The 26,872-nt window shown below is 67.2% G+C and carries 21 protein-coding genes and 2 tRNA genes; 13 read left to right on the top strand and 10 right to left on the bottom strand.

Annotation, left to right across the window (positions count from 1 at the left end):
- Positions 1 to 61: 61 nt before the first annotated feature.
- From ACWV8V_RS13220 to ACWV8V_RS13190, 7 genes are all read left to right on the top strand, one after another.
- Positions 62 to 3,301: an efflux RND transporter permease subunit gene (locus ACWV8V_RS13220; protein WP_123729978.1), complete on the top strand. Its 3,240-nt coding sequence runs from the start codon at positions 62 to 64 to the stop codon at positions 3,299 to 3,301.
- Positions 3,302 to 3,335: 34 nt separating this feature from the next.
- Positions 3,336 to 6,461 carry an efflux RND transporter permease subunit gene (locus ACWV8V_RS13215; protein WP_455899926.1) on the top strand — a complete coding sequence of 1,042 codons (3,126 nt, stop codon included), beginning with the start codon at positions 3,336 to 3,338 and terminating at the stop codon, positions 6,459 to 6,461.
- Between the two features lie 243 nt (positions 6,462 to 6,704).
- Positions 6,705 to 8,807 (top strand): TonB-dependent siderophore receptor, encoded by a 2,103-nt coding sequence (locus tag ACWV8V_RS13210; RefSeq protein ID WP_455899925.1) that lies wholly within the window; start codon positions 6,705 to 6,707, stop codon positions 8,805 to 8,807.
- A gap of 225 nt (positions 8,808 to 9,032) precedes the next feature.
- On the top strand, positions 9,033 to 11,210 hold the full coding sequence (gene yccS / locus ACWV8V_RS13205) for a YccS family putative transporter (RefSeq protein WP_455899924.1): 2,178 nt from the start codon (positions 9,033 to 9,035) through the stop codon (positions 11,208 to 11,210).
- A gap of 139 nt (positions 11,211 to 11,349) precedes the next feature.
- Entirely contained in the window at positions 11,350 to 13,239 is a 1,890-nt protein-coding gene (locus ACWV8V_RS13200) for an MFS transporter (protein WP_455899923.1), read from the top strand.
- A 111-nt stretch (positions 13,240 to 13,350) separates the two neighbouring features.
- Positions 13,351 to 13,710 (top strand): CD225/dispanin family protein, encoded by a 360-nt coding sequence (locus tag ACWV8V_RS13195; RefSeq protein ID WP_123729974.1) that lies wholly within the window; start codon positions 13,351 to 13,353, stop codon positions 13,708 to 13,710.
- Entirely contained in the window at positions 13,710 to 14,129 is a 420-nt protein-coding gene (locus ACWV8V_RS13190; RefSeq protein ID WP_455899922.1) for a DUF2752 domain-containing protein, read from the top strand. The genes ACWV8V_RS13195 and ACWV8V_RS13190 overlap by 1 nt, the downstream gene beginning before the upstream one ends.
- 9 nt (positions 14,130 to 14,138) lie before the next feature.
- On the opposite strand, the gene ampE is transcribed toward ACWV8V_RS13190, so the two are convergent.
- From ampE to ACWV8V_RS13165, 5 genes are all read right to left on the bottom strand, one after another.
- On the bottom strand, positions 14,139 to 15,032 hold the full coding sequence (ampE, locus tag ACWV8V_RS13185) for a regulatory signaling modulator protein AmpE (RefSeq protein ID WP_455899921.1): 894 nt from the start codon (positions 15,030 to 15,032) through the stop codon (positions 14,139 to 14,141).
- Between the two features lie 120 nt (positions 15,033 to 15,152).
- Positions 15,153 to 16,058 (bottom strand): NAD(+) diphosphatase, encoded by a 906-nt coding sequence (nudC, locus tag ACWV8V_RS13180; RefSeq protein ID WP_259258851.1) that lies wholly within the window; start codon positions 16,056 to 16,058, stop codon positions 15,153 to 15,155.
- Positions 16,059 to 16,127: 69 nt separating this feature from the next.
- Positions 16,128 to 16,517, bottom strand: a complete 390-nt coding sequence (gene erpA / locus ACWV8V_RS13175) for an iron-sulfur cluster insertion protein ErpA (RefSeq protein WP_019185327.1) — start codon at positions 16,515 to 16,517, stop codon at positions 16,128 to 16,130.
- A 37-nt stretch (positions 16,518 to 16,554) separates the two neighbouring features.
- On the bottom strand, positions 16,555 to 17,016 hold the full coding sequence (locus ACWV8V_RS13170) for a bactofilin family protein (protein ID WP_046273056.1): 462 nt from the start codon (positions 17,014 to 17,016) through the stop codon (positions 16,555 to 16,557).
- A 4-nt stretch (positions 17,017 to 17,020) separates the two neighbouring features.
- The gene (locus ACWV8V_RS13165) at positions 17,021 to 17,770 is read right to left on the bottom strand and encodes a DUF6776 family protein (RefSeq protein ID WP_259258848.1); all 750 of its coding nucleotides are present in this window, start codon (positions 17,768 to 17,770) and stop codon (positions 17,021 to 17,023) included.
- Positions 17,771 to 17,951: 181 nt separating this feature from the next.
- Here ACWV8V_RS13165 and ACWV8V_RS13160 point away from each other — a divergent pair, with 181 nt between their 5' ends.
- Genes ACWV8V_RS13160 through ACWV8V_RS13150 form a run of 3 tightly spaced genes read left to right on the top strand, consistent with a single transcriptional unit; the run spans position 17,952 to position 22,813 of the window.
- Entirely contained in the window at positions 17,952 to 18,578 is a 627-nt protein-coding gene (locus ACWV8V_RS13160; protein WP_455899920.1) for a DUF4126 domain-containing protein, read from the top strand.
- A 33-nt stretch (positions 18,579 to 18,611) separates the two neighbouring features.
- Positions 18,612 to 20,495 (top strand): EAL domain-containing protein, encoded by a 1,884-nt coding sequence (locus tag ACWV8V_RS13155; RefSeq protein ID WP_455899919.1) that lies wholly within the window; start codon positions 18,612 to 18,614, stop codon positions 20,493 to 20,495.
- Positions 20,496 to 20,548: 53 nt separating this feature from the next.
- Entirely contained in the window at positions 20,549 to 22,813 is a 2,265-nt protein-coding gene (locus ACWV8V_RS13150) for an ATP-binding protein (protein ID WP_455900124.1), read from the top strand.
- A gap of 1 nt (position 22,814) precedes the next feature.
- Here ACWV8V_RS13150 and bfr read toward each other — a convergent pair whose 3' ends face one another.
- The 3 genes from bfr to ACWV8V_RS13135 form a co-directional block, all read right to left on the bottom strand.
- Positions 22,815 to 23,285 (bottom strand): bacterioferritin, encoded by a 471-nt coding sequence (gene bfr / locus ACWV8V_RS13145; RefSeq protein ID WP_019185321.1) that lies wholly within the window; start codon positions 23,283 to 23,285, stop codon positions 22,815 to 22,817.
- Between the two features lie 107 nt (positions 23,286 to 23,392).
- Positions 23,393 to 23,599, bottom strand: coding sequence for a (2Fe-2S)-binding protein (locus ACWV8V_RS13140; protein ID WP_259258843.1), 207 nt, complete (start codon positions 23,597 to 23,599; stop codon positions 23,393 to 23,395).
- 116 nt (positions 23,600 to 23,715) lie between these two features.
- The gene (locus ACWV8V_RS13135) at positions 23,716 to 24,348 is read right to left on the bottom strand and encodes an RNA pyrophosphohydrolase (protein ID WP_121040607.1); all 633 of its coding nucleotides are present in this window, start codon (positions 24,346 to 24,348) and stop codon (positions 23,716 to 23,718) included.
- Between the two features lie 121 nt (positions 24,349 to 24,469).
- Between ACWV8V_RS13135 and ACWV8V_RS13130 the strand changes: the two genes are divergently transcribed.
- Positions 24,470 to 24,546 (top strand) — tRNA-Met (locus ACWV8V_RS13130).
- A 49-nt stretch (positions 24,547 to 24,595) separates the two neighbouring features.
- Positions 24,596 to 24,670 (top strand) — tRNA-Gln (locus ACWV8V_RS13125).
- Positions 24,671 to 25,121: 451 nt separating this feature from the next.
- Here ACWV8V_RS13125 and rpsI read toward each other — a convergent pair.
- Both rpsI and rplM read right to left on the bottom strand, forming a co-directional pair.
- A complete protein-coding gene (gene rpsI, locus ACWV8V_RS13120; RefSeq protein ID WP_017354549.1) occupies positions 25,122 to 25,514 on the bottom strand; it encodes a 30S ribosomal protein S9 in 393 nt (130 codons plus the stop codon).
- A gap of 2 nt (positions 25,515 to 25,516) precedes the next feature.
- Positions 25,517 to 25,945, bottom strand: coding sequence for a 50S ribosomal protein L13 (gene rplM, locus ACWV8V_RS13115; protein WP_017354548.1), 429 nt, complete (start codon positions 25,943 to 25,945; stop codon positions 25,517 to 25,519).
- 182 nt (positions 25,946 to 26,127) lie between these two features.
- Here rplM and coq7 point away from each other — a divergent pair, with 182 nt between their 5' ends.
- A complete protein-coding gene (gene coq7, locus ACWV8V_RS13110; protein ID WP_123729966.1) occupies positions 26,128 to 26,772 on the top strand; it encodes a 2-polyprenyl-3-methyl-6-methoxy-1,4-benzoquinone monooxygenase in 645 nt (214 codons plus the stop codon).
- Positions 26,773 to 26,872 lie beyond the last annotated feature (100 nt).

Genomic DNA, 26,872 nt, shown 5'->3' with positions numbered 1-26,872 from the left:
GGCCCACGTGCCGGCGTTCGCCTGATCCAACGCAGCACGACGCACCAGCAAGGACCCGCCCGTGGGCTTTTCGACGATTTTCATCCGCCGCCCGATCGCCACCTCGCTGCTGATGGCGGGCCTGCTGCTGCTCGGCATCCTCGGCTACCGCCAGCTGCCGGTGTCGGCGCTGCCCGAGATCGATGCGCCCAGCCTGGTGGTGACCACCCAGTACCCCGGTGCCAACGCGGTCACCATGGCGTCGCTGGTGACCACGCCGCTGGAGCGCCAGTTCGGGCAGATCTCCGGGCTGGAGATCATGACCTCCGATTCGTCGGCGGGGCTGTCCACGATCATCCTGCAGTTCTCGATGGACCGCGACATCGACATCGCCGCGCAGGATGTGCAGGCCGCGATCCGCCAGGCCACCCTGCCCTCCTCGCTGCCCTACCAGCCGGTCTACAACCGGGTGAACCCGGCCGACGCGGCGATCGTCACCCTCAAGCTCACCTCCGACACGCGCCCGCTGCGCGATGTCAACAATTACGCCGACTCCATCCTCGCCCAGCGCCTGTCGCAGGTGCAGGGCGTGGGTCTGGTCTCCATCGCCGGCAACGTGCGCCCGGCCGTGCGCATCCAGGTCAACCCGGCGCAGCTGTCCAACATGGGCTTGACCCTGGAAGAGTTGCGCAGCGCGCTGACCCAGGCCAACGTCAACGCGCCCAAGGGCTCGCTCAACGGCAAGACCCAGTCCTACTCGATCGGCACCAACGACCAGCTGACCAGTGCCGCCGAGTACCGCGACACCATCATCAGCTACAAGAACGGCCGCCCGGTGCGCCTGTCCGATGTGGCCAACGTGATCGACGGCGTGGAGAACGACCAGCTGGCTGCGTGGGCCGATGGCAAGCCGGCGGTGCTGCTGGAAGTGCGGCGCCAGCCGGGCGCCAACATCGTGCAGACCGTCGAGCGCATCCGCGCGTTGCTGCCGCAGCTGCAGAACGTGCTGCCGGCCGACGTGCATCTGGACATCTTCAACGACCGCACCGAGACCATCCGCGCCTCGGTGCATGAAGTGCAGTTCACTCTGATCCTGACCATCGGCCTGGTGGTCGCGGTGATCTTCGTGTTCCTGCGCCGCCTGTGGGCGACCATCATTCCCTCGGTGGCAGTGCCGCTGTCGCTGGCCGGCACCTTCGGTGTGATGGCGTTCGCCGGGATGTCGCTGGACAACCTCTCGCTGATGGCGCTGGTGGTGGCCACCGGCTTCGTGGTCGACGATGCGATCGTGATGATCGAGAACATCGTGCGTTACATCGAACAGGGCAAGAGCGGGCCGGAAGCGGCCGAGATCGGCGCGCAGCAGATCGGCTTCACCGTGCTCTCGCTGACCATCTCGCTGGTGGCGGTGTTCCTGCCGCTGCTGCTGATGCCCGGCGTCACCGGCCGCCTGTTCCACGAATTCGCCTGGGTGCTGAGCATCGCGGTGACGCTGTCGATGCTGATCTCGCTGACGCTCACCCCGATGATGTGCGCCTACCTGCTCAAGCCCGACGCGCTGCCCGAGGGCGAAGACGCGCACGAGCGGGCGGCCGCCGCAGGCAAGACCACCGTGTGGTCGCGCACCGTCGGCCTGTACGAGCGCAGCCTGGATTGGGTGCTCGACCACCAGCCGCTGACCCTGGCCGTCGCTGCAGGTGCGCTGGTGCTGACCGTGGTGCTGTACCTGGTCATTCCCAAAGGCCTGCTGCCCGAGCAGGACACCGGCCTGATCACCGGTGTGGTGCAGGCCGACCAGAACATCGCCTTCCCGCAGATGGAGCAGCGCACCAAGGCCGTGGCCGAAGCGCTGCGCAGCGACCCGGCAGTGACCGGTGTCTCGGCCTTCATCGGCGCCGGCACCATGAACCCCACGCTCAACCAGGGCCAGCTGTCGATCGTGCTCAAGGAGCGCGGCGACCGCGATGGGCTCGATGAGATCCTGCCGCGCCTGCAGAAGGCCGTGGCCGGCATTCCCGGGGTGGCGCTGTACCTCAAGCCGGTGCAGGACGTCACCCTGGATACCCGCGTGGCCGCGACCGAGTACCAATACTCGCTGTCGGACGTGGACAGCGCGCAGGTCGCGCTGCAGGCCACGCGCCTGACCGAGGCGCTGCGCCAGCGCCCGGAGCTGGCCGACGTGGACAACAACCTGTCCAACCAGGGCCGCGCGCTCGAGCTGACCATCGACCGTGACAAAGCCAGCGTGCTCGGCGTGCCGATGCAGACCATCGACGACACGCTGTACGACGCCTTCGGCCAGCGCCAGATCTCCACGATCTTCACCGAGCTCAACCAGTACCGCGTGGTGCTGGAAGTGGCGCCGGAGTTCCGCACCAGCACCGCGCTGATGAACCAGCTGGCGGTGGCCTCCAATGGCGCCGGCGCGCTGACCGGCAGCAACGCCACCAACTTCGGCCAGGTCACCTCGTCCAACTCGTCCACCGCCACCGGCATCGGCGCGCAGAACACCGGCATTCCGGTCGGCGCCGGCAACATCATCCCGCTGGCCGCCCTGGCCGAGAGCAAGGTCACCAGCACCCCGCTGGTGGTCAGCCACCAGCAGCAGCTGCCGGCAGTCACGGTGTCGTTCAACATCGCGCCGGGCTATTCCCTGTCCGATGCGGTCAAGGCGATCGAAGAGACCAAGGCCGGGCTGGAGATGCCGTCGCAGGTGCACGCACAGTTCATCGGCAAGGCCGCCGAGTTCACCGGCAGCCAGACCGATGTGGTGTGGCTGCTGCTGGCCTCGCTGGTGCTGATCTACATCGTGCTGGGCGTGCTGTATGAGAGCTACATCCACCCCTTCACCATCATCTCCACCCTGCCCCCGGCCGGCGTCGGCGCCCTGCTGGCGCTGATGGTGTGCGGGCTGCCGTTGTCGGTGGACGGCATCGTCGGCATCGTGCTGCTGATCGGCATCGTCAAGAAGAACGGCATCATGATGGTCGACTTCGCGATCGAGGCCCGGCGCACCGGTGCCAACGCGCATGAGGCGATCCGTCGTGCCTGCCTGCTGCGCTTCCGCCCGATCATGATGACCACCGCTGCCGCGATGCTCGGTGCATTGCCGCTGGCGCTGGGCACCGGCATCGGCTCGGAACTGCGCCGCCCGCTGGGCATCGCCATCGTCGGCGGCCTGCTGCTCTCGCAGCTGGTGACGCTGTACACCACACCGGTGATCTACCTGTACATGGAGCGCTTCTCCGAGCGCCTGCGCCAGCGCCGCGAACAGCGTGCGCTGCGTCATGGCCATGGCCCGGTGCAGGAGCCGCAGGCGTGATGATGAGCACCGCAGGCCGTTGCGGAGGCGTTCGATGAACATCTCCGGTCCGTTCATCCGCCGCCCGATCGGCACCGCCCTGCTGGCCATCGGCCTGTTCGTGGTCGGCGTGATCTGCTACTTGCAGCTGGGCGTGTCGGCGCTGCCGAACATCCAGATCCCGGTGATCTTCGTGCACGCCAACCAGGCCGGCGCGGATGCCACGACCATGGCGTCCACGGTGACCGCGCCGCTGGAACGCCACCTCGGCCAGCTGCCGGGCATCGACCGCATGCGCTCGTCCAGCTCGGAAGGCAGCTCGCTGGTCTTCATGATCTTCCAGAGCGACCGCGACATCGATTCGGCCGCGCTGGACGTGCAGACCGCGATCAACTCGGCGCAGTCCGACCTGCCCGCCGGGCTGGGCACGCCGATGTTCCAGAAGGCGAACCCGAACGATGACCCGGTCATCGCGATCGCGCTGACCTCGGAAACGCAGTCGGCCGACGATCTCTACAACGTAGCCGACTCGCTGCTGGCCCAGCGCATCCGCCAGATCACCGGCGTGTCCTCGGTGGATATCGCCGGTGCCTCCACGCCGGCGGTGCGCGTGGACGTCAACCTGCGCCTGATGAACGCCCTCGGCCTGACCGCCGACGATCTGCGCAACGCCGTGCGCGCGGCGAACGTGACCTCGCCGACCGGCTTCCTCACCGATGGCAACACCACCACCGCGATCATCGCCAACGACTCGGTGGCGCGCGCGGCCGACTTCGCGCAGCTGGTGATCAAGACCGCCGACAACGGCCGCGTGATCCGCCTGCAGGACATCGCCAACGTCTACGACGGGCAGCAGGACGCCTACCAGGCCGCGTGGTTCAACCACAAACCGGCGGTGGTGATGTACGTGTTCACCCGCGCCGGCGCCAACATCGTGGAGACCGTGGATCGGGTGAAAGCGCAGATCCCGACCCTGCGCGACTACCTGGAACCGGGCACCACGCTCACCCCCTATTTCGACCGCACCCCGACCATCCGCTCCTCGCTGCACGAAGTGCAGATCACCCTGCTGATCGCGCTGGCGATGGTGGTGCTGACCATGGCGCTGTTCCTGCGCCGGCTCGCCCCGACCCTGATCGCCGCGGTGACCGTACCGCTGTCGCTGGCCGGTGCGGCGCTGGTGATGTACGTGCTGGGCTTCACCTTGAACAACCTGAGCCTGCTGGCGCTGGTGATCGCGATCGGCTTCGTGGTCGACGATGCGATCGTGGTGATCGAGAACATCATGCGCCACCTCGACGAGGGCATGACGCGCATGCAGGCCGCCCTTACCGGCGCGCGCGAGATCGGCTTCACCATCGTTTCGATCACCGCCTCGCTGGTGGCGGTGTTCATTCCGCTGCTGTTCGCCGAAGGCATGATGGGTGCGTTCTTCCGCGAGTTCACCGTCACCCTGGTCGCGGCCATCGTGGTCTCGATGATCATCTCGCTGACGCTGACCCCAGCGCTGTGCAGCCGCTTCCTGAGCGCACATGCCGATGCCGGCGCACCCAGCCGCTTCGGCCGCCTGCTCGACGCCGGCCACGACCGCATGCTGCGGATCTACGTGAAGCTGCTCGACTTCTCGCTGCGTCATGCACTGCTGCTGTCGCTGACCCCCCTGCTGCTGATCGGCGCGACCATCTTCCTGTTCGGTGCGATCAAGAAGGGCGCGTTCCCGGCCCAGGACACCGGCCTGATCTGGGGCCGCGCGAATTCCAGCGCCACGGTCTCCTTCGACGACATGGTCAACCGCCAGCGGCGCATCACCGACATGCTGATGGCCGATCCGGCGGTGAAGACCGTGGGCGTGCGTCTGGGCAGTGGCCGCCAGGGCTCCAGCGCGCAGTTCAACGTTGAACTGAAATCACGCAAGGACGGCCGCCGCGAAACCACCGCGCAGGCCCTGGCGCGGCTGAGTGCCAAGGCCGACCGCTACCCCGATCTGCAGCTGCGCCTGCGCGCGATCCAGGATCTGCCCAGCAACGATGGCGGCGGTGCCAGCCAGGGTGCGCAGTACCGAGTGTCGCTGCAGGGCAACGATTTGGCCCAGCTGCAGGAGTGGCTGCCGAAACTGCAGGCCGCGCTGAAGAAGAACCCGAAGCTGGCCGACGTGGGCACCGACGTGGACGCCGCCGGCCTGCGCCAGAACATCGTGATCGACCGGGCCAAGGCCGCACGCCTGGGCGTCTCGGTCGGCGCCATCGACGGCGCGCTGTACGGCGCCTTCGGCCAGCGCCAGATCTCCACGATCTACTCGGACATCAACCAGTACAGCGTGGTGGTCAACGCCCTGCCCGAGCAGACCGCGACGCCGGGCGCGCTGGACCAGATCTACGTGCGGGCCGGCAATGGCGAGATGGTGCCGATCACCGCGGTGGCCGAGCAGGTGCCGGGGCTGGCGCCATCGCAGATCACCCATGAAAACCAGTACACCACGATGGAACTGAGCTACAACCTCGCCCCCGGCACCAGCATGGGCGAGGCCAAGGCCATCATCGACAGCACGGTCAACGGCATGCGCATGCCCGGTGACATCCGTCTGGCCGAGGACGCAGGCTTCGGCTTCGATTCGGACCCGATGGCGATGCTGATCCTGGTGATGGCGGCGATCATCACCGTCTACCTGGTGCTGGGCATGCTGTATGAAAGCCTGATCCACCCGGTCACCATCCTGTCCACGCTGCCGGCGGCGGGCGTGGGTGCACTGCTGGCGCTGTATGGCACCAATACCGAGCTGTCGGTGATCTCGATGATCGCGCTGGTGCTGCTGATCGGCATCGTCAAGAAAAACGCGATCATGATGATCGACTTCGCCGTGGTGGCGCAGCGCGAGCACGGCAAGACGCCGTTGGAAGCGGCACGTGAGGCCAGCATCGTGCGCTTCCGCCCGATCATGATGACCAGCATGGTGGCGATCCTGGCCGCAGTGCCGCTGGCGATCGGCCTGGGCGAAGGCTCCGAGCTGCGCCGCCCGCTGGGCATCGCGATGATCGGCGGCCTGCTGTTCTCGCAGAGCCTTACCCTGCTCAGCACCCCGGCGCTGTACGTGATCTTTTCGTGCCTGCGCGAGCGCTGGGTGGCTCGCCGGGCGCGTCGCCGCGAGAAACGCGCCTTGAAGCGGGCCGCCGCCGCGCGATGAAGGCAATGCGTCTGCCGTGAGTGGGTGGGGCGTGCGCGGCAGGTACCGACCGAGGGTCGGCGCCTGCCGGATTGACGCCTCCGGCCCAAAAGAGAACAATTCGCATCAGCCACGGTCCTGCACTGCCCCCCGCGATGCCCCGCTGCCGCTGACGCGGCACGCCTGACGACTCAGCCACCCCCTCTTTTCCGCCTTCTTCTGATCGCGGACGGTGTGCTGCTGTCCGCGGAGGACCCCCACAACATGCGCCAGTCTGTGTCTTCGCTCCCGGCCGTGCTGCCGGGCCGCCGTGCCCTGCGCCCGGCCCTGCTCGCCCTTTCCCTTGCCGCGGCCTGCACCGCCCACGCCCAGTCCGCCCCGGATGGCGGCGCCCGGGCGCACTCGGCCACCGATCTGGATGCGATCAAGGTCACCGCCGAACGCACCCATACCGACACCGGCGCCCTGGGCGACCGTGCCGTACGCGATACCCCCTTCGCGATCTCGGTAGTGGGCCGCGAGGACATCGAGAAGCGCCAGGTGGTCTCGCTTGGCGAGGCCTTCCTCACCGATCCGTCCGTGGTCACCCAGGTCAGCGCCTACGCCAGCGGCTGGAGCTCGCCGATCCGCAACCGCGGCATCGATCTGAGCTACGACAGCTACCGCGTCAACGGCCTGCAGGTCTCCTCGTGGGGCACCGAGTGGCCGCTGGAAGTGATGGAACAGGTGGAGCTGCTGAAGGGTCCCGGTGGCTTCATGTATGGCTTCGGCCAGCCCGGCGGCATCGTCAACTACGTGACCAAGAAGCCGACCGAGGTCACCACGCTGTCGGCGCAGCTCGGTTGGCGCGAGGCGGGCATCGTCAGCGGCCAGGTCGATGTGGGCGGGCGCTTCGGCAACGAAGACATGTTCGGCTACCGCTTCAATGCGTACCAGGAGAAAGGCGAGACCTTCAACGGTGGCGACGTGAACCGCAAGGTCGGCGCGCTGTCGCTGGATGCACGCCTGAGCGACCGCCTCACCTGGACCTTCGACGGCGTGTTCCAGTCGCGCGATCTCAGCAACGAATCCCCGCAGTACTACTTCATCGGCCTGACCGAGCTGCCGCGCCCGCTGGCCGGCGACATCGACAACAGCATCGACGGCAGCTACTACGACACCCGCTCCAGCCTGCTCTCCACCGCGTTGAACTGGCAGATCAACAGCGACTGGAAGGCCAGCCTGAGCTATGGCGTGACCACCTCCTGGAATGACGTCAACAAGATCTTCGCCTACATCGATGACGTCAACGGCGACTACGACATCAACACCTACGAACTCGGCGGCAAGAGCGAGTGGAAGCTGGCCCAGGCCATCGTGCAGGGCCGCTTCCAGACCGGCCCGCTGTCGCATCAGGTCGTTGCCGGCGTCTCCCACCAGACCGGCCTGGGCTGGGACCGCCCGTACGAATGGAACACCCTTGGCCGCGGCAACATCTATCAGCGTCCGACGCTGCGCCACGATGCGGTCGGCTCACGCGTGCTCAGCCGCGGCAGCGAAACCGTGCAGCAGGCAGTGTTCGTGAGCGACACCGTCAGCTTCGCCGATGGCTGGTCGCTGCTGGCCGGCGCGCGCTACAACGACTTCGAAAACAAGGGCGCGTACCACACCTATCCGGTCACCCCGACCTACGCCCTGATGTACAAGCCGGCCGATGCCGTGACGCTGTATGCCAGCTACGTCGAATCGCTGGAAGCCGGCAGCCGCGTGGGCAGCGATTACATCAACGCCGGCGACGTGCTCGACCCGACCATCAGCAAGCAGTACGAGATCGGTGCCAAGATCGAGTACCCGCGCTGGAGCGCCAATGCGGCCGCCTTCCGATTGGAGCGTGGCGCGAACATCGACCTGATTACGTCCGCCGGCAAGCTGCTGGTGCAGGACGGCATCACCCTGTATGAAGGCGTGGAAGTCAGTGGCGATGTGCGCCTGACCGATGCCTTCACCCTCGGTGGCGGCGTGACCTGGCTGGACCCGACCTACGACAAACTCTCCCCGGGCAGCGCCGGCCAGGAAGGCAACCGCACCGCCGGCGCCGCCCGCTGGCAGGGCGTGCTGCACGCCGACTACAGCATCCCGCAGATCGAGGGCCTGAGCGTGTACGCACTGGCCCGCTACTACGGTGACGTCTACTACGACGCCGACAACACGCTCAAGCTGCCCGACTACACCCTGGTCAACGCGGGCGTCGGCTACCGCATGCAGGCCGCCGGCCACCCGGTCACCTGGCGCGCCGGCGTGGAGAACCTGGCCAACAAGAAGTACTGGTCCAACGCAGGCGTGGGCCTGCCGCGCACCTTCGCGGTGAGCGTGCGGTTCGATATGTAAATTGCACCGGTCCCGCTTTTCGATGCGCACCGACCCACTGTCGGAGGGTCGGCGTGGGTGGGTGGACGGGACCGTTTCGCGCCATGGATGGCGCGAATCGAGCTTACCAGGACGTACTTGCTGCGTGTCCCGGCAACCCACCCACGCCGACCCAGCCCCGCAGACAGAGGTGTCCCCTTCACCCCGCTCCGGCAATAATGGCGGCCTGCCTTCCGCCGAGTCGCCATGCCTTCGTTCGAAACCCGCGTCAGCCGCCTGTGGGCGCATGAGAAGGCCAGCTATGGCCTGCGGGTGTTCATCGCGCTGTCCGCGGCGATGGGGCTGTGCTGGTATCTGGACCAGCTGCCTGCGCTGCCCGGCGTGTTCCTGGGCATCATCGCCAGCGCGATCGCCGAGACCGACGACAACTGGTGGGGCCGGATCAAATCGGTGGCGCTGTCACTGCTGTGCTTCGTGGCCGCCGCCGCCGCGGTCGTGGTGCTGTTCCCGCATCCGTGGTGGTTCATCACCGCACTGGCCGCCGCGACGTTCGGGCTGACCCTGCTCGGCGCGCTCGGCGAGCGCTATGCCTCGATCGCGCAGGCCACGGTGACGCTGGCCATCTACACCATGATCGGGCTGGAGCAGCACGGTGCGACCGACCTGCCCCAGGCGATCAACGCAGTCAGTCACCTGCTGGCCGGTGCGGTCTGGTACGCGCTGCTCTCGATCCTGTGGACCGCCCTGTTCGCCAACCGGCCCGTGCGCGAGCGGGTCGCGCGCCTGTACCTGGAACTGGGCCGCTATCTGCAGCTCAAGGCCGATCTGTTCGAACCGGTGCGCGATGCCGACGTGCAGAAGCGCCAGCTGGCCCTGGCCGAGCAGAACCGGCGCGTGGTTGAAGCGCTGAACATCGCCAAGACCGCGATCCTCGCCCGGTTTGGCCGCTCCGGTCGCCCCGGCGTGCAGTCCGGCCTGTACCTGCGCCTGTATTACATGGCCCAGGACTTCCACGAACGCGCCAGCTCCTCGCACTACCCCTACGGCGCCCTGACCGAAGCGTTCTTCCACAGCGACGTGCTGTACCGCTGCCAGCGCCTGCTCGCGCTGCAGGGTGAGGCCTGCGCCAACCTCGGCCACGCGATCCGCCTGCGCCAGCCGTTCCAGTACGGCGAGCGCACCAAGCAGGCCACCGCCGACCTGACCGATTCGCTCACTTGGCTGCGCGCCCAGCACAACCCGCAGTGGCAGCGTCTGCTGGCCTCGCTGGAACTGCTCGGCCACAACCTGCAGAGCATCGAACGTCGCCTGTCCGAGGCCGAGAAGTCCGAGTCCACCCTGGACAACGTCGATACCCGCCTGCGCGATACCAACCCGCATACCCTGCGCGAGATGGGCGTGCGCATCCGCCAGCAGCTCACGCCCGGCTCGGTGCTGTTCCGGCATGGCCTGCGCATGGCGCTGGCGCTGATTGTCGGTTTCGCCGCGATCCGGCTGTTCAACGCGCAGAACGGCTCGTGGGTACTGCTCACCATCGTGTTCGTGTGCCGCCCGCACTTCGGTGCGACCCGCCAGCGGTTGGCGCAACGGATCGCCGGCACGCTGATCGGTCTGGTGCTGACCTGGGCGTTGATGCAGCTGTTCCAGGACCTGCGCATCGAACTGCTGATCGCGCTGCTCTCGGCACTGCTGTTCTTCTTCACCCGCAGCGATCGCTACCTGGTGGCGTCTGCGGCGATCACGGTGATGGCACTGACCTGCTTCAACCTGATCGGCGATGGCTTCCTGCTGATCTGGCCGCGCCTGGTGGATACGCTGCTGGGCTGCGCGATCGCCGCGGCGGCCGCGTTCCTGATCCTGCCCGACTGGCAGGGCCGGCGCCTGAACCTGGTGATGGCGCGCGTGCTCGACAACTGCGCGAAGTACCTGCACGCGGTGCTCGGCCAGTACGGCAGCGGCATGCAGGACGATCTGGCCTACCGCATCGCACGCCGTGACATGCACAACGCCGATGCGGCGCTGTCCACCGCGTTGTCGAACATGCTGCGCGAGCCTGGTCACGTGCGCCGCAACCTGGATGCCGGCTTCCGCTTCCTGGCGCTGTCCAACACCCTGCTCGGCCATCTCTCCGCACTGGGCGCCCACCGCACCCAGCTGGACAGCTACGGCCAGGATCCGCTGGCGCTGTCTGGCGGTGAACGGGTGCAGCAGGCGATGCAGCAGATCGCCAGTGCGCTGCAGCAGCGCGAGCCGGTGGCCGAAGACGCCAACGAGGGCGATCGGGCCCTGGCCGAGCAGCTGGAGCAGATCCCGGACGACATGCCGCCCAAGCTGCAGCTGATCCGCACCCAGATGGGGCTGATGCTGCGCCTGCTGCCCAAGCTGCGGGGCGCTGCCAATGAGGCCGCGCGCACGTTGAGGTAGCTCACGACCGTTGGTCGATACGGATGTTGAACGTCTCACGACCAGCGGTCGTGAGCTACCGCCCCGGGGCGACGCGCGCCGCTGCCATGCTGCGCCAACAGGGAGAATGCTAGGCTGCGCCGGTTCGCAAGGAGTCTCCATGTCCGGCCATAGTCAGTTCGCTCTGCTCAGGCAACGCCGTTTCCTGCCGTTTTTCATCGTCCAGTCGCTGGGCGCGTTCAACGACAACGTCTACCGCCAGGCGATCATCGCGCTGCTGTTCTTCCTCGGCACGCCGATCGAAGAGCGCTCGCTGTATACCAACCTGGCGCCGGCGATCTTCATCCTGCCGTACTTCCTGTTCTCGGCGCTGGCCGGCCAGATCGCGGAGAAGCTGGAGAAATCCCGGCTGATCGTGATCACCACGACCATGGAAATCGCGATCATGTCGCTGGCCGCGCTCGGCTTCCTGACCGAGAGCATGCCGGTGCTGCTGGTGGCGCTGTTCTGCACCGGCGTGCAGTCCACCCTGTTCGGGCCCGTGAAGTACTCGGTGCTGCCGTCCATCCTCAAGCCTGAAGAGCTGACCGGCGGCAACGGCCTGGTCGAGATGGGCACCTCGCTGTCGATCCTGACCGGCATGATCGCCGGCGGCCTGATCTTCGCCCTGTCCGGGAGCCATGGGCCGATCGTGGCGGCCACCGCGGTGATCGTGCTCGCCGTCGCCGGCAACCTGACCGCACGGATGATTCCCAAGGTCGATGCGGGCGCGCCGGACCTGAAGATCCACTGGAACCCGCTGCCCGAGTCGCTCGCGGTGCTGCGCATGGCCAAGAAGCAGAAAGCCGTGCGCAACGCGATCCTGGGCGTGTCCTGGTTCTGGTTCGTCGGCACGATGCTGACCTCGCAGCTGCCGACCTATGCCGAGGTCAACCTCGGCGGCGGCTCCCTGCTCTACATCTTCGCGCTGGCGCTGTTCTCACTCGGCACCGGCACCGGGTCGCTGCTGTGCGAGAAGCTGTCCGGGCGCACCGTGGAGATCGGGCTGGTGCCGCTGGGCGCGTTCGGCATGACCGCCTTCATGCTCGACCTGTACTTCGCCCGCGTCGGCGAAGCGGCGACGGCCGGGCTGTCGATCTGGCAGTTCGTGCAGGCCCCGGGCAGCGCGCGCATCATCATCGATCTGATCGGCATCGGCCTGTTCACCGGCTTCTTCGTGGTACCGCTGTTCGCCCTGATCCAGAGCCGCACGGCCAAATCGGAAATGTCGCGCGTGTTCGCCGCGCTCAACATCCAGAACTCCGGCTTCATCGTGCTGGCGGCGGGGCTGGGCCTGCTCACCCAGCGCGTGCTGGACTGGACCATCCCGCAGCTGTTCCTGGCGCTGGCGATCGCCAATGCCGTGGTGTCGATCTACATCTTCACGATCGTGCCCGAGTTCCTGATGCGCTTCCTCAGCTGGGTGATGGTGCGCGCGCTGTACCGGCTGCGCCCGCACGGCATCGAAGCCAACGTACCGGACGAGGGGGCGGCGCTGATCGTATGCAACCACGTCAGCTACATGGACGCGCTGATCCTGTCGGCCACCCTGCCGCGCCCCGTGCGCTTCGTCATGTACTACAAGATCTTCAACATCCCGGTGATGCGCTGGATATTCCGCACCGCCAAGGCCATCCCGATCGCCGGCGCACGCGAGGATCCCGCGCTGATGCAGGCCGCGTTCGATGAGGTGGACAAGGCGCTGGCCGAGGGCGAGCTGGTCTGCATTTTCCCCGAGGGCGCGTTGACCCGCGATGGGCAGATGGGCGCGTTCAAATCGGGCGTGGAGAAGATTCTCGAACGTCGCCCGGTGCCGGTGGTGCCGATGGCACTGCGCGGGATGTGGTCGAGCATGTGGAGCCGGCGCGACACGCGCCTGGGCCGCATGCGTGTGCCACGCCGTTTCCGCGCGCATGTCGAGGTCGTCGCCTCTGCACCGATCGCAGGCGAGGTCGCCACCGCCCCGATGCTGGAAAGCCAGGTGCGACAGCTGCGGGGCGATCAGGCCTGAGCCCCGCCCTGCCTGCATGTAACCGTATACATAGAGGCAGGCACATCGGTTAGATTACCGCCCGGGACACCTCGTGCGTCCACACCCACCCAAGCAAATGGAGTTTCGCTGATGAATGCCACCGCCCCCCTGCCGCCCGCCCCGGGCAGCATCCCGAACCACCTGATCTGGTCGATCGTCGTCACCATCCTGGCGTTCTTCGTGTGCTGCCTGTCGTGCCTGAGCTTCCCGGGCATCGTCACCGGCGTGGTCGCGATCGTGTTCGCCAGCAAGGTCAACGGCCTGCTCAACCAGGGTGACCTGGAAGGCGCACGTCGTGCCTCCAAGAACGCCAAGATCTGGGCCTGGGTCACCACCGGCTTCCTGATCGCCGGCGTGGTGCTGTTCGTGATCTCGCTGGCCTTCATGGGCGTGGACGGTTACATGGAACAGATGCAGCAGTTCCAGCAGCAGATCGAAAGCAACAGCTGATGATCGCGCTGCACGGCAAGCGCTGGCTGCTGGCGTTGTTGCCACCGGCCGCACTGGCGGCCGGTGCGGGGGTCTGGGTGCTGCGGCACTACGACCCCAACAGCGCCAGCAGCCCGTTCCCGCCGTGCAGCTTTCTGGCGGTCACCGGGTATTACTGCATCGGCTGCGGGCTGACGCGTGCACTGCACGCGCTGGCCCACGGCGATGTGGTCACCGCCTTTTCGATGAATCCCCTGGCCATGCTGATGCTGGCCATCGCCCCGCTGGTACTCGGTTGGGCGCTGGGCTGGCGCCCACGCGCGCTGCAGCCGTTGATCACGCTGCTGATGAAGCCTGCTTTCTGGCTGATCCTGCTGCCCGCGTACTGGATCGCACGCAACCTGCCGTGGGTGCCGTTTACCTGGTTGGCGCCGGGCTGACCCGGACCATCAGGTGACCCAACCGGCGATCACCAGCAGCGCCAGCACCGCCATCCACAGCAGCAGCATGCGCCACACCAGGCTCATCGCATCGCGCAGTTCCGGCAGGCGACGCCACACCGGCACCATCCCCGCATCACTGTAATCATGCGCATCCTCGCGAAGCTCGGCGCTCACGCTTGCCCGCGCGACCGCACCGAGGAAATGTGTCGAGGCCGACCACTGATTGCCGTGCGCCTCGCGCCAGGCCTTGAACGCGGTGTCGAAGTTGCCGACCAGCGCCATCGACAGTGACATCAGCTGCGCGACCGGCCACTCCAGCCAGGCCAGCACTACGCGCGCCCCGGCGACCGCTTCCACGCTGGCCAGCGAGCGCATCGGGCCAACCCCCAGCAAAGCCAGAAGGCGATACAGCAGCGCGCCGACCGGGCCCAGCAGCAGGAACCAGAACAGCACTGCGAACCAGCGCCGCAGCGCGTTGAGCACGGTGGCTTCAACCAACGAGGGAACGTCTTCCTGCAGGCTGCCACCGGCGGACTGCAACTGCGCGATCGCCAGGTGGCGGGCGTGGGCGTCATCGGCGTCGATCACCGCCTCGACATCGCGGTCCAGATCACGCGGGCCCCAGCACATCACCAGTACCAGCACGCCCAGCAGCAGCGACGGCAGGCCGTAGACGCGGTCATCGAACAGCCACTGCAGCAGGCCCAGCACCGCCACGAACGGCAGCACGGCCAGCCAGCCGCCCTTGCGGCCGCGCCAGACGCTGTCTTCGGCGGCGTGCCGGTCCAGCCACTGCAGCCATCGCCGGTACAGGCCGAAACGCCGCAGCGCGACGGCCGCGCCCGGCGCGACATGGCCCAGGGCCAAGGCAACCAGCACGGCGACCAGGGTGGTGAACATGTAAGCCTCCGGCTCGGGACGTGGAACGCGCCGCTACTATGCCTTGCGGCCCGGCAATTCCCCGGGCCGTTGGTAATGTACCGCGCCGCGTGTTCAGCCGGCGGCAACGGCAGGCGACCGTCAGGCGACCTGCTGGCGGTACCAGTGTTCGATCAGGCTGCGCGAGATCGAGATGGGCGGGGACAGACGGATGCCTTCGCCGTCATCCTCCACGTCGCGGGCCAGCGCCGCGCCCACGTCCTCGGCAGTGAACCAGCGCGCATCTTCCAGCTCGCCGTTCACGGTCGGCACGTCGTCTTCGGCCGTGGCGGCGAAGCCGAGCATCAGCGCGCCCGGGAACGGCCACGGCTGGGTGCCCAGGTAGCGGCACTCACGCACACGCACGCGGCTCTCTTCGAAGACCTCGCGGACCACGGTCTGCTCCAGCGATTCGCCGGGCTCCACGAAGCCGGCCAGCACCGAGTAACGGCGCGGGGCCCAGTTGGCCTGGCGGCCCAGCAGCAGCCGGCCCTGGTTTTCCACGGCCACGATCACCGCCGGATCCACGCGCGGGTAGTGTTCGGTGGCGCACTGGCCACACCGGCCGACGAAGCCGCCGCGGCTGAAGGTGACCGCGCCACCGCACACCCCGCAGAAGCGGGTGCGCGACTGCCAGTAGGACATGCCACGGGCGTAACAGAAGGCGGTGGAATCGGCGATGGACCAGGTGGCGGCAGACTGGCGTAGATCCACGCGCTGCGGCGCGGCCACCGTTACGGCGGCAGCCTCCAGCGAGAACCATGCCTGCTCGCCGCGCAGGCCGAGGAAGATCGCGGTGCCGGGCCCGCCGCCGAGATCGGCGCCGGTCAATGGCAGTGGCTGACCGTCATCGCCGGCCAGGGCGGTGCCGTCCTGGTCGAGTACCAATACGCGCGCGTCCGGCCACAACCGCGACAACGCATCGGCGTCATCGCGCAGGGTATCGGCGCGCTCCAACGGCTCGCTGACGAAGGCGAAACCGGAAAGCTGCGAAGTAAATGTGGACATCGCAAGAGCCTGCCCACATTCGGCGGGGCTGGCAAGCGGCAACCGACCGTTTGGCCGGTTGCGCGCACATCACATGCTGAAACTGCTGCCGCAGCCGCAGGTGGTCTTCGCGTTCGGATTGCGGATCACGAACTGCGCGCCGGTCAGGCTTTCTGTGTAATCCACCTCGGCGCCCATCAGGTACTGCAGGCTCAGCGGATCGACCAGCAGCGTGACGCCGGCGGTATCCACGGCCAGATCGTCCTCAGCGCGGTTCTCGTCGAACTCGAACCCGTACTGGAAGCCGGAACAACCGCCGCCTTCGATGTAGACGCGCAGGGCGAGGGCAGCATTGCCCTCATCCTGGATCAGCTCCTTGACCTTGGCCGCAGCGGCCTCGGTGAAGTTCAGCGGACGGTCCAGGGACTGGTAGTTCGGCGCGGCGGCGGGAGCGCCGGGCAGGGAAACAAGCGTGCTCATGCCCCCAGCATGGGGGTGCATGAGCACGGTTTCAAGCTCAGGCCATCGCCTCGGCCAGCTTCTTGCGGGCCGCGGTGTCCTTGCCCTTGCCCTCGTCCGCATCCCCGGACGGCGGCGGCAGCGCCATCTGCGCCGAGGTATGGATCAGGCGGCCGGTCAGCTGGGCGCCGGCGTGCATTTCCACCACCTGGTAGTGGATGTTGCCCGTCACCCGGGCGCTGGGGGTCAGTTCGACCCGCTCGGTGGCGTGTACATCCCCGTCCAGGCGGCCGCTGATGACCACGACCTGGGCGCGGATCTCGCCCTCGATGGCGCCGTGCTCGGCCACCGTCAAGGTGGCGTTGCTGGCGCCGTCCTGGGCAATCACCTTGCCCAGGATGGTGCCTTCCACGTACAGGCCACCACTGAATTCCACGTCCCCGCGGATCACCACCTGCGCGCCGATCAGCGCGTCCACGACCAGATGTCCGTCGCGGTTGGATTTGTTGCTGCCAAACATGGGCTTATTCCCCTTCTTTTGCCGATGCCGCCGGTGCGCCGGCCTGCTTCCAATCGAATACCTGGGTGGCGCCCCCCGCGCCCGATCCCAGCGTGACCCGCACACGTTGCGGGGTGAAGCCTTGCGGCAGCATCACGCTGCCGGTGAGCTGCTGGAAGTACCGGAAGGAATAGTCCTGGCCCGGCACCTTGGTGCGCTGGTGCAGCTCGTCCCAGCTGACCGAGGTCAGCTTGCCGTCCTTGACGCCTTCCACCGTGAAGCGCATCTGCCCTTGGCTGATCGCCCCACGGTTCAGGTTCTGGGTCAGCACCACGGCGTACTGCCAGGTGCCGCCCGTTTCCGGCGCGAACTCCACCGAATGGGTATTGAGGCCCTTGCGCTGGCTGGTCGCACCGACCAGACGCTCATAGAAGGCCACGTCGGCACGCAGGCCGGCGATTTCTTCGTCGCGCTCGCCCAGCGAGGCCTGGACCTCGGTGTTGGCAGCGCGGCTGATGCGGTCGGACGCCTGCAGGGTCGCCTGGTGCTGCTGCAGCTCGATGAGCTGCTGCTGGAGGCGTTCATTGCGGGTCTCGGCCGCCTTGAGCTGGGTGCCGACGTCGCCGCCGGGCGACCCCAACCAGGCGCCGAGCAGCGCGGCCAGGACCAGCGACAGCAGCCAGGCACCGCCCAGCACCAGCAGGCGCTTGCGGTCCTGCACGGGCGGCGCGCCCGGCCGGCGGATCTGGATGCGGGAAGGTGTGGGTTTGCTCATGGCAGTCCTGGGCGACCGCGCCTGACGGCGATGTCGCAACGGCCCCTGTCTGGAACGACTTGCTAGTGTAAGTCAGGGGAAAGGCCTTGTCCGCGCAGGGCCCGGATCGGGGCAGTAGCGTTCATGGACGTCATCCCCGATAGTGTGCGCCTGTGCACATTCTGCCGCCGGAGCGCGTGCCATGACCGAAGCCCACCTGTTCGTGATCGGCATCCTGCTGGCCTGGCTGGCCGGTATCCGCGTGTACCTCACCGTGTTCGGCGTCGGCCTGGCCGGGCTGCTGGGCTGGGTCGATCTGCCGCCCGCACTGCAGGCCACGGAGTCCTGGTGGGTGCTGGGCACCTCGGCGGCGCTGGCCATCGCCGAATTCTTCGCCGACAAGATTCCCGGGGTCGATTCGGCCTGGGATCTGGTCCAGACGCTGGCCAGGGTGCCGGCCGGCGCCTTCCTCGCCGCCGCCACGCTCTCGCCCAGCGGCGAGCTCAGCGGTACCGCGCTGGTCGCCGGGGCCGGTGTTGCGCTGGCCAGCCACGGGCTCAAATCCGGCACCCGCGCCCTGCTCAATACCTCGCCAGAACCGGCCAGCAACTGGGTCGCCTCGGCCGCCGAAGACACCGTGGTGGTCGGGGGACTCGCGCTCGCCCTTGCCCACCCGTGGCTGGCACTGATCCTGGTGGTGGCGTGCAGCCTGATCGGCGCCTTGATCGTGTGGATGATCTGGCGGACGTTGTGGAAAGGCATGCGCTGGCTGATGCGCCAGGCCGACAGTGGCCAGACGCAGGTCAAACCGAGGACCCTGCCGCGGTAATGCGCGCCCTGCCCTCGGGCGTTCGTCGCATAATTGCGGCGCAGACTGGGAGTACTGATGGCCGTTCACGACAATGTTGTTGCACCCTCGCGCACCGTGCGCGCTGAAACGCCGCCGGCCGACCACTGGCAGCGCTGGCAGCGCCCAGACGCGCCGGCCCCCGTGGCCACCAGCAATGTCATCGCGCTCAATGCAGCATCGGCCAGCCCGCCGCCGCTGCTGCCGCCGCTGCCCACCGATGCCAGCCAGATGGTCCCGCCCGGGATCGACTCGCCGTACCGCGTCCTGATCGTCGAGGACGACCGCTCGCAGGCCCTGTTCGCGCAGAGCGTGCTGCACGGTGCCGGGATGGAGGCGCTGGTGCACAGCGATGCCGAGGGCGTGCAGCAGGCCATCGCCGAGCACCGCCCCGATCTGATCCTGATGGACCTGCATCTGCCCGGCCTGGATGGCATGCGCCTGACCGCGCTGATCCGCCAGCAACCCGGCCAGCAGCTGCTGCCGATCGTCTTCCTCAGCGGCGACCCGGATCCGGAGCGCCAGTTCGAGGTGCTCGACAGCGGCGCCGATGATTTCCTCAGCAAGCCGATCCGCCCGCGCCATCTGATCGCGGCCGTGTCCAACCGGATCCGCCGCGCACGTGCCCAGGCCGCCTCGCAGGCGGGCAACGCCGGCGCGCCGGCAATGAACAACCCCGAGACCGGCCTGCCCACGCGCCATCACGTGATGCAGCAGCTCGGCACCTCGCTCGCCCATCGCGATCGCGGCGGCCTGTTCTTCATCGAGATCGCCAGCGCGCTCGGCCTGCGCGAACGCTATGGGTACGCGGCGTTCGAGCGGCTGATGACCCAGGCGGGTCAGCGCTTGGCCGATGCCGCCCAGCCCCACCTGTTGGCACGCCTGAACGACAACAGCTTCCTGGTGCTCGCCCGCAATGCCGACGAGGACACCCTGGATGCGATGGCGCATGCGCTGCGCGAGCAGCTGTCCACGCGCGCCTTCGTGATCCGCGATGACGAATCGGTCCACCTGCGCGGCGTGGTCGGGCATGCCCAGCTTTCGCCGGGCTTCCCCGATGCGGGCAGTGCACTGGAAGCGGTCGAACGCACCACCCTGCAGGCCCGCCTGCTGACCGCGGGCGTGGCCGCCTACGTGCGCCGCGAAGATGTGGCCGCGCAGGAGCATCTGGCCCTGCTGGAAGGGCAGCTGGAACTGGCCTATCAGCCGATCGTCGCCGTGGCCGGTGGCAACACGGCGCAGTACCAGGTGCTGCTGCGGCTGCGCCAGGCCGATGGCAGCGTGCTGGCCGCCGGGCAAGTGATTCCGGCCGCCGAAGCGGCCGGGCGCATCGCCGATCTGGACCAGCAGGTGCTCGATCACGCGTTGGGTCTGCTGGATCTGTATCGCCACGCCGCGCAGCCGCTGCACCTGTTCGTCTCGCAGTCACTGCGCACCCTGGCCCGCGATGCCTTCGGCGACTGGCTGCTGGAATCGCTGGCGAGCCGGCAGATCGACGGCAGCGCGTTGGTCATCGACGTACGCCTGCCCGATGCGCTGATCCACACCGTCACCCTGCAGCAGTTCTGCACCCGCATGCATGCGGCCGGCGTGCGCTTCTGCCTGAGCCAGTTCGAGCCGGGCGATGAGGCCAATGCGTTGATGGCGCAGCTGCCGTTGGCCTATGTCCGCATGGCCGCGCGCTTCTCCAACAGCCACACCAACCAGCAGACGCGTGACGAACTACGCGCGGCGATCGATCTGGCGCACCGCGCCGGGCTGCGCATCATCGGCCAACAGATCGAAGACCCGCAGGCTGCTGCGGCGATGTGGATCGGCGGGGTCGATTTCATCCAGGGCAACATGGTCCAGTCCGCCGGCAGCGAACTGAACTTCGACTTCCAGAACTCGGTGCTCTGAGCATGGGGCGCCATGGACGGCCAGCCCACTCGTCCACCCCGGCCGCGCTGTGGATCGCTGCCGGAGCAGCCGCGGTCTGCGCCACCGCCGCGGTGATGGCGCGCACCGGTGCCAATGGGCCGTGGATCGACATTGCCGCCGGCACCGGCCTGCTGGCACTGATTGCCGGCATCCAGGCGGTACGCCGCTGGCGTGATGCGCAGGACCAGCTGGAGAACCTGCAGCGGCGCAATGAGGCGCTGGTGCTCGAGCGCGATCAGCTGCAGCAGCGCCGGCAGCAGCAGAACCAGCTTGAGCAGGAACTGCTCGGCGCCAAGCAGGCCGCCGAAGCCGCCGCATTGGCCAAGGGTGAATTCCTGGCGACGATGAGCCACGAGATCCGCACGCCGCTCAATGGCATCCTGCCGATGCTCGATCTGATCGCGCGCGGCCAGCTCGGCAGCGACCAGCGGCAGATGCTGCAGACCGCCGCCACCAGCTCGCAGCAGTTGCTGCGCATCGTCGATGACATCCTCGATTACTCGCGGCTCGAGGCCAAGGGCCTGAACCTGGAGATCACCACCTTCAACCTGCGCGAGCTGCTCGAAGGTCTGGTGCAATTGATGCAGCGCGCCGCCGATCCCAAGGGCCTGCAGCTGTCGCTCGAGCTGGATCCCGCGGTGCGCCTGTCCGTCCGGGGTGACCCGGTGCGGCTGCGCCAGGTGCTGAGCAACCTGCTGGTCAACGCGATCAAGTTCACCGAGCGTGGCCAGATCCGGCTGCGCGTGCAGCGCCAGGGCGAAACCAACGCGCAGCACCAGCTGCGGTTCGAGATCGTCGACAGCGGTATCGGCATCGACGAGGCACTGCAGGCGCGCCTGTTCCAGTCCTTCAGCCAGGCCGATGCCTCGACCACGCGCCTGTATGGCGGCACGGGCCTGGGTCTGGCGATCTGCAAGCGCATCATCGACCTGATGCACGGCCGCATCGGCGTGCACTCCACGCCCGGGCACGGGGCCACGTTCTGGTTCGAGATTCCGCTGCTCAAGGTGATCGGCGATCTGCCTGCCGCACTGACTGCGCGCCGCGCGCTGCTGGTCACCCGCGACCCGTTGCTGGTCCAGCGCATCGAGCGGGTGACCCAGCACCATGACCTGCGCCTGCACACGGTGGAGACCAGCGCCGAGGCGATCGATGTCCTGCGCGCACCGCAGCGCCGCGGCGTCGACCCCGTCCTGGCCTGGGTGATCGCAGACACCGACGGCCTGCGTCTTGGCACCCAGGCACTGCAGAACGCGGTGGCCGGCAATGATCGGCACCCGGAGGCGCAGCTGCTGTGGCTGTATGGCGATGAGGCACCCGTGCCCGAGGCGCTTGGCCCCGGGCCGGCGCTGTCGCGGCTGGCCGCCGATAGCGAGCTGCACGCGCTGCTGCGCCCGGTGGTGGCCAGTGCGCGCCCGGCCGCGCTGCTGGCCGAGGTGGAATACGCCGGCTCGCCCACGGCGCTGCCGCAGTTCCCGCTGCGCCTGCTGCTGGTGGAAGACAACAGCGTCAATCTGCTGGTCGCGCAACGGCTGCTGCAGGTGCTCGGCTGCGAGGTGGTCACTGCCACCCAGGGCGAACAGGCACTGGAGGCGCTGCGTACCCAGGCGTTCGATCTGGTGCTGATGGATTGCCAGATGCCCGTGCTGGATGGCTACGATGCCACCCGCCGTTGGCGCGCCCATGAGTCTGCACACGGTGTGGCGCGGCTGCCGATCGTGGCGATGACCGCCAATGCGATGGCCGGCGACCGTGAGCGTTGCCTGCAGGCGGGCATGGACGATTACCTGTCCAAACCGATCCACCGCGAAACGCTGCAGGTCGTGTTGGCACGGTGGAGCAGCGTGATGGCCGATGACACCGCCCCGACTACGCGACTGGCCACGCCATCGGCGTTGACCCCGGCACCGTCGCCCCCCGCACGCGACGAAACGCCCGCGGCGGTACTCGACCAGGACGTGCTCGATGAACTGCTGGACGTGATCGGCGCGGACACGGCGCGCATCATCGGAGTGTTCCTCGATGACACCCCGCCGTTGATCCGGCAGTTGCAGGATGCCTCGGTCGCGGCGGACCTGGACCAGCTGCGGGCGCTGGCGCACAGTCTCAAATCGGCCAGTGCGAACGTAGGTGCGATGGCCCTGTCGGCCGCGGCCTGGCGGATCGAGCACGATGCCCGTGCCGGCACGCTGGAGCGCCCCGCCGTGGCGGTGGCGCTGTTGATCGCTGAGTTCGCGCGTGCACGGATCGCGCTGGCCGGCTATCACGCCCGCCTGCGCGCCCCGCTGCAGGGTTGACTCAGTCTTCGATCTTGGTCAGCAGGTAATTCGGCTCACCGATGCGCTCGATCAGATCCAGCTGGGTTTCCAGCCAGTCGATATGCTCTTCCTCGGACTCGAGGATCTTCACGAACAGCTGGCGGCTGACGTAATCCCCGATCGAATCGGCATACGCCACAGCCTCGCGCAGCGTGACCACGCCATCGCGTTCCAGGCTGAGGTCGCACTGCAGGATCTCGGCCGGGTTCTCGCCGATGCGCAGCTTGCCCAGTGCCTGGAAGTTCGGCAGGCCTTCGAGGAAGAGGATGCGGTCGGACAGGATGTCCGCATGCTTCATCTCTTCGATCGATTCCTTGTACTCGTGATCGGCGAGTTCCTTCAGGCCCCAGTTCTTCAGCATCTTGGCGTGCAGGAAGTACTGGTTGATCGCGGTCAGCTCGTTGTAGAGGACCTTGTTGAGGAATTCGATGACTTTGGCGTCGCCCTTCATGAGCGTGCTCCTGCTGCGTGGAATCGCGGGCACTGTAGCGCGTCGCGCGCAGGCATGAAGGAACGCGAATCGTGCTCAGTTGCGGCCCGCAACCGGGCGGGCCGAGCTCAGGCGGCTTGCAGGCCGAGAACCGGCAGCGGCAGATCCTGGGTAGCGCTGAACTTGGCCAGCAGGTCCGCCGCCATGTCCAGGCAGGAGCCGCAGGTGGCGCCGCAGCCGGTGCGCATCGTCAACTCGGACACGCTCACGACACCGCTCTGGGCGGCTTCGCGGATCTGATGGTCGGTAACCCCGTTGCAGATGCAGACGTACACGTGCGGACTCGGCAGGCAGGCCCGGATCGGCCTGCTGCTATTCCAATCGAAATGCGAATGGTTGTCAATTTCGAACCTGAATCATTCTCGATACGGTTCAGAGCCGTCAGCAGCGCTCAGACGGCGCCCGGCTCGCCCTTGGCCTTGCTGCGCGGCCAGTAGCCGCCACCCCGCTTGGGAGTGGTGCGCTTGCGCGGACGGTCGTGACCGGCGGCGTTGCCCGGCATCCAGGCTTCCTGGGCGGACTTGGGCATCGTTTCCACCCCCGTCCCGGCCACTCCCCGCGCCAACGGCGCCAGATGGCGCAGGGCACGCGCATAGACGCCCCGCTTGAACATCACCACATGTTCGACCGGGTACCAGAAATCGACCCAACGCCACTGGTCGAACTCGGGGCTGTCCGTATGGTCCAAGGTGACGTGGGATTCGTCCCCCGCCAGCCGGAGCAGGAACCACACCTGCTTCTGGCCGATACAGACCTGCCGTTCATTGCGGCGGATGGCCCGTGCCGGCAACCGATAGCGAAGCCAACCCGGCGTCGCCCCGAGCACTTCAACGTGCTCCGGCAACAACCCGGTTTCTTCCTGCAACTCGCGATACATGGCTTCGACAGGCGTCTCGTCGGTGTTCATGCCGCCCTGCGGGAACTGCCAGCCATCCCGGCGCACACGTCGTGCCCAGAAAACCTGCCCATCCTGCCGCATCAGCACAATACCGACGTTCGGTCGATAGCCGTCCGGATCGATCACGATGCGGACTCCTAGAAAAATCTACTGATCGGGACTGTGCCACGCCCGCTGCCCACTCACAAGCGCGGTGAAAAAGTGTTGACAGATTCCGAATACATCTCCAGAATTGCCGGCTCCCTGAGGCTATGTAGCTCAGCCGGTTAGAGCACAGCACTCATAATGCTGGGGTCGGTGGTTCGAGTCCACCCATAGCCACCAAGTCCGCTTGGTTTTTCAGGGAGAAAGTGCAATAATTGCACGCAGATTTTGCCCCGTCGCCAAGCGGTAAGGCACCTGACTCTGACTCAGGCATTCGGTGGTTCGAATCCATCCGGGGCAGCCAAACAAAACAAAAGGCCTGATCGAAAGATCAGGCCTTTTGTTTTGTTTGGGCGGCTGACTGGGCGCACGGCGCCCAGTACCCCAACCTTGCGGAGCAAGGTTGGGGCCAGCCTTCCTTGCCTCCACATCCCCGCGCCTGCCGGCGCGCCCCCTTGGACTCCAAGGGGGCTGTTTCACCAGAAAGAGGGTGGACGGCCGACACCATGCCCATGTTGGGCCACGAAAGCAGCCGACCAGCGGTCGGCACTACCACCGCCGCCACCGGCCCCCATGAAACATTGGCGAGCGCACAGTGACGCCGCAGCGTCGCCAGCCCGCGCAGCACCCCTCCGACAGCCAGCTGATCTGCGCGGCGGACACCCACTCCCGGAAACGACAAAAGCCCGGCCGAAGCCGGGCTTTTGCGTACCTCCCAGCGGGATCCCGAAGGATCCCACGCCAGGCGCGATGGATCAGCGCTTGGAGAACTGGGTGGCGCGACGTGCCTTGTGCAGGCCGACCTTCTTACGCTCGACTTCACGGGCGTCACGGGTCATGAAGCCAGCCTTGCGCAGCTCGGACTTCAGGGTTTCGTCGTACTCGACCAGTGCACGGGCGATGCCCAGACGGATCGCACCGGCCTGACCGGTGGTACCACCGCCAGCGGCGGTGACCATGATGTCGAAGCTTTCGGTGTTCTTGGTCAGTTCCAGCGGCTGACGCACGATCATGCGTGCAGTCTCACGGCCAAAGAACTCGTCCAGCGGACGGCCATTGACGGTGATGTTGCCGGCACCCTTGCGCAGGAACACGCGGGCGGTGGAGGACTTGCGGCGGCCGGTGCCGTAGTTTTGCGTGATAGCCATGATTAGATATCCAGAACCTGAGGCTGCTGAGCGGCGTGCGGGTGCTCGGAACCCGAGTACACCTTGAGCTTGCGGTACATGGCGCGGCCCAGCGGGCCCTTCGGCAGCATGCCCTTGACGGCGGTCTCGATGACACGCTCCGGGTGGCGCTCAAGCGCCTGGGCCAGAGTTTCGGTCTTCAGGTTGCCGATGTAGCCAGTGAAACGGTGATACAGCTTGTCCTGCAGCTTGTTGCCGGTGACGGCAATCTTTTCTGCATTGATGACAACCAGGTAATCACCGGTATCAACGTGAGGGGTGTAAACCGGCTTGTGCTTGCCGCGCAGACGGCGGGCCAGCTCGGTGGACAGACGGCCCAGCGTCTTGCCGGATGCGTCGACGAGATACCAGTCGCGCTGGACGGTCTCGGACTTTGCAGTGAAAGTGCTCATGAAAGAACTCTAGTAGGTCGGGCTCATTACGGCGCAGTACGGCCGGAACTCTGCCACGCGTTGTGAAGAGGCGGGATTGTACTGGCCATCCCCGCCACATGCAAGTTGACCCTGATCCCGGCTTGGCACACCGGCCGCGGGGGGCGAGAATCGACAGTCCCCCGTCGCGACATCCCCCTGCCATGACCGCGCTCCGCCAGATCACGCCGCTCGACCACCTGCTGACCGAAGCCCAGCGGGCGCTGGATACCGTGTTCGGCAATCCGCCCGCCAGCCGCCCCTACCCCGCCGAGGCCACCCCGGACGTGCAGATGGCCGCTCCCGAGCGCCGCCACGCGGCCGGGCTGATGCGCATCAACCATGTCGGCGAGGTCTGCGCCCAAGGCCTGTACTTCGGCCAGGCCGCCGTGGCCCGCGAGCCGGAAACCCGCGCCCACCTGCTCGATGCCGCCCAGGAAGAGACCGACCATCTCGCCTGGTGCGCCCAGCGCCTGCGCGAGCTGGACAGCCGCCCCAGCCTGTTCAACCCGATCTGGTATGCAGGCAGCTACACCATCGGCACCCTGGCCGGCCTGCGCGGGGATGGCTGGAACCTCGGCTTCGTGGTCGAGACCGAACGCCAGGTCGAAGCGCATCTGGACGAACACCTGGATACCCTGCCCCCGGCCGACCTGCGCAGCCGTGAGGTGATCAAGGTAATGAAGATCGACGAGGCCCGCCACGCCGACCACGCCGAACATGCCGGCGCCCGGAAGCTGCCCGCACCGATCCCGTCGGTGATGGCGCTGGCCTCCAAGGTCATGAAGACCATCGCGTACCGCCTTTAAGCCTCCACCGTGCCGCGTGCATCTGGTGAAAAGGCCCCCCCCCCTGAGTCAGGGGGCGCCGCGAAGCGGCAGGGGTATGGGTGTTCAGCGAACCGTGGGA

The sequence above is a fragment of the Stenotrophomonas sp. Ker107b genome, from assembly GCF_053847245.1.
The sequence above is the reverse complement of the archived record's forward strand: the minus strand, read 5'-3'. Positions and strand labels throughout refer to the sequence as shown.

Coding starts and splice junctions, on each gene's coding strand:
- bfr (WP_019185321.1), bottom strand. CDS start 23,285: ATGAAGGGCGACGCCAAAGTCATCGAATTCCTCAACAAGGTCCTCTAC.
- ACWV8V_RS13160 (WP_455899920.1), top strand. CDS start 17,952: ATGACCGAAGCCCACCTGTTCGTGATCGGCATCCTGCTGGCCTGGCTG.
- rplM (WP_017354548.1), bottom strand. CDS start 25,945: ATGAGCACTTTCACTGCAAAGTCCGAGACCGTCCAGCGCGACTGGTAT.
- ACWV8V_RS13195 (WP_123729974.1), top strand. CDS start 13,351: ATGAATGCCACCGCCCCCCTGCCGCCCGCCCCGGGCAGCATCCCGAAC.
- ACWV8V_RS13190 (WP_455899922.1), top strand. CDS start 13,710: ATGATCGCGCTGCACGGCAAGCGCTGGCTGCTGGCGTTGTTGCCACCG.
- ACWV8V_RS13170 (WP_046273056.1), bottom strand. CDS start 17,016: ATGTTTGGCAGCAACAAATCCAACCGCGACGGACATCTGGTCGTGGAC.
- erpA (WP_019185327.1), bottom strand. CDS start 16,517: ATGAGCACGCTTGTTTCCCTGCCCGGCGCTCCCGCCGCCGCGCCGAAC.
- coq7 (WP_123729966.1), top strand. CDS start 26,128: ATGACCGCGCTCCGCCAGATCACGCCGCTCGACCACCTGCTGACCGAA.
- rpsI (WP_017354549.1), bottom strand. CDS start 25,514: ATGGCTATCACGCAAAACTACGGCACCGGCCGCCGCAAGTCCTCCACC.
- ACWV8V_RS13210 (WP_455899925.1), top strand. CDS start 6,705: ATGCGCCAGTCTGTGTCTTCGCTCCCGGCCGTGCTGCCGGGCCGCCGT.
- ACWV8V_RS13200 (WP_455899923.1), top strand. CDS start 11,350: ATGTCCGGCCATAGTCAGTTCGCTCTGCTCAGGCAACGCCGTTTCCTG.
- ACWV8V_RS13215 (WP_455899926.1), top strand. CDS start 3,336: ATGAACATCTCCGGTCCGTTCATCCGCCGCCCGATCGGCACCGCCCTG.
- yccS (WP_455899924.1), top strand. CDS start 9,033: ATGCCTTCGTTCGAAACCCGCGTCAGCCGCCTGTGGGCGCATGAGAAG.
- ampE (WP_455899921.1), bottom strand. CDS start 15,032: ATGTTCACCACCCTGGTCGCCGTGCTGGTTGCCTTGGCCCTGGGCCAT.
- nudC (WP_259258851.1), bottom strand. CDS start 16,058: ATGTCCACATTTACTTCGCAGCTTTCCGGTTTCGCCTTCGTCAGCGAG.
- ACWV8V_RS13165 (WP_259258848.1), bottom strand. CDS start 17,770: ATGAGCAAACCCACACCTTCCCGCATCCAGATCCGCCGGCCGGGCGCG.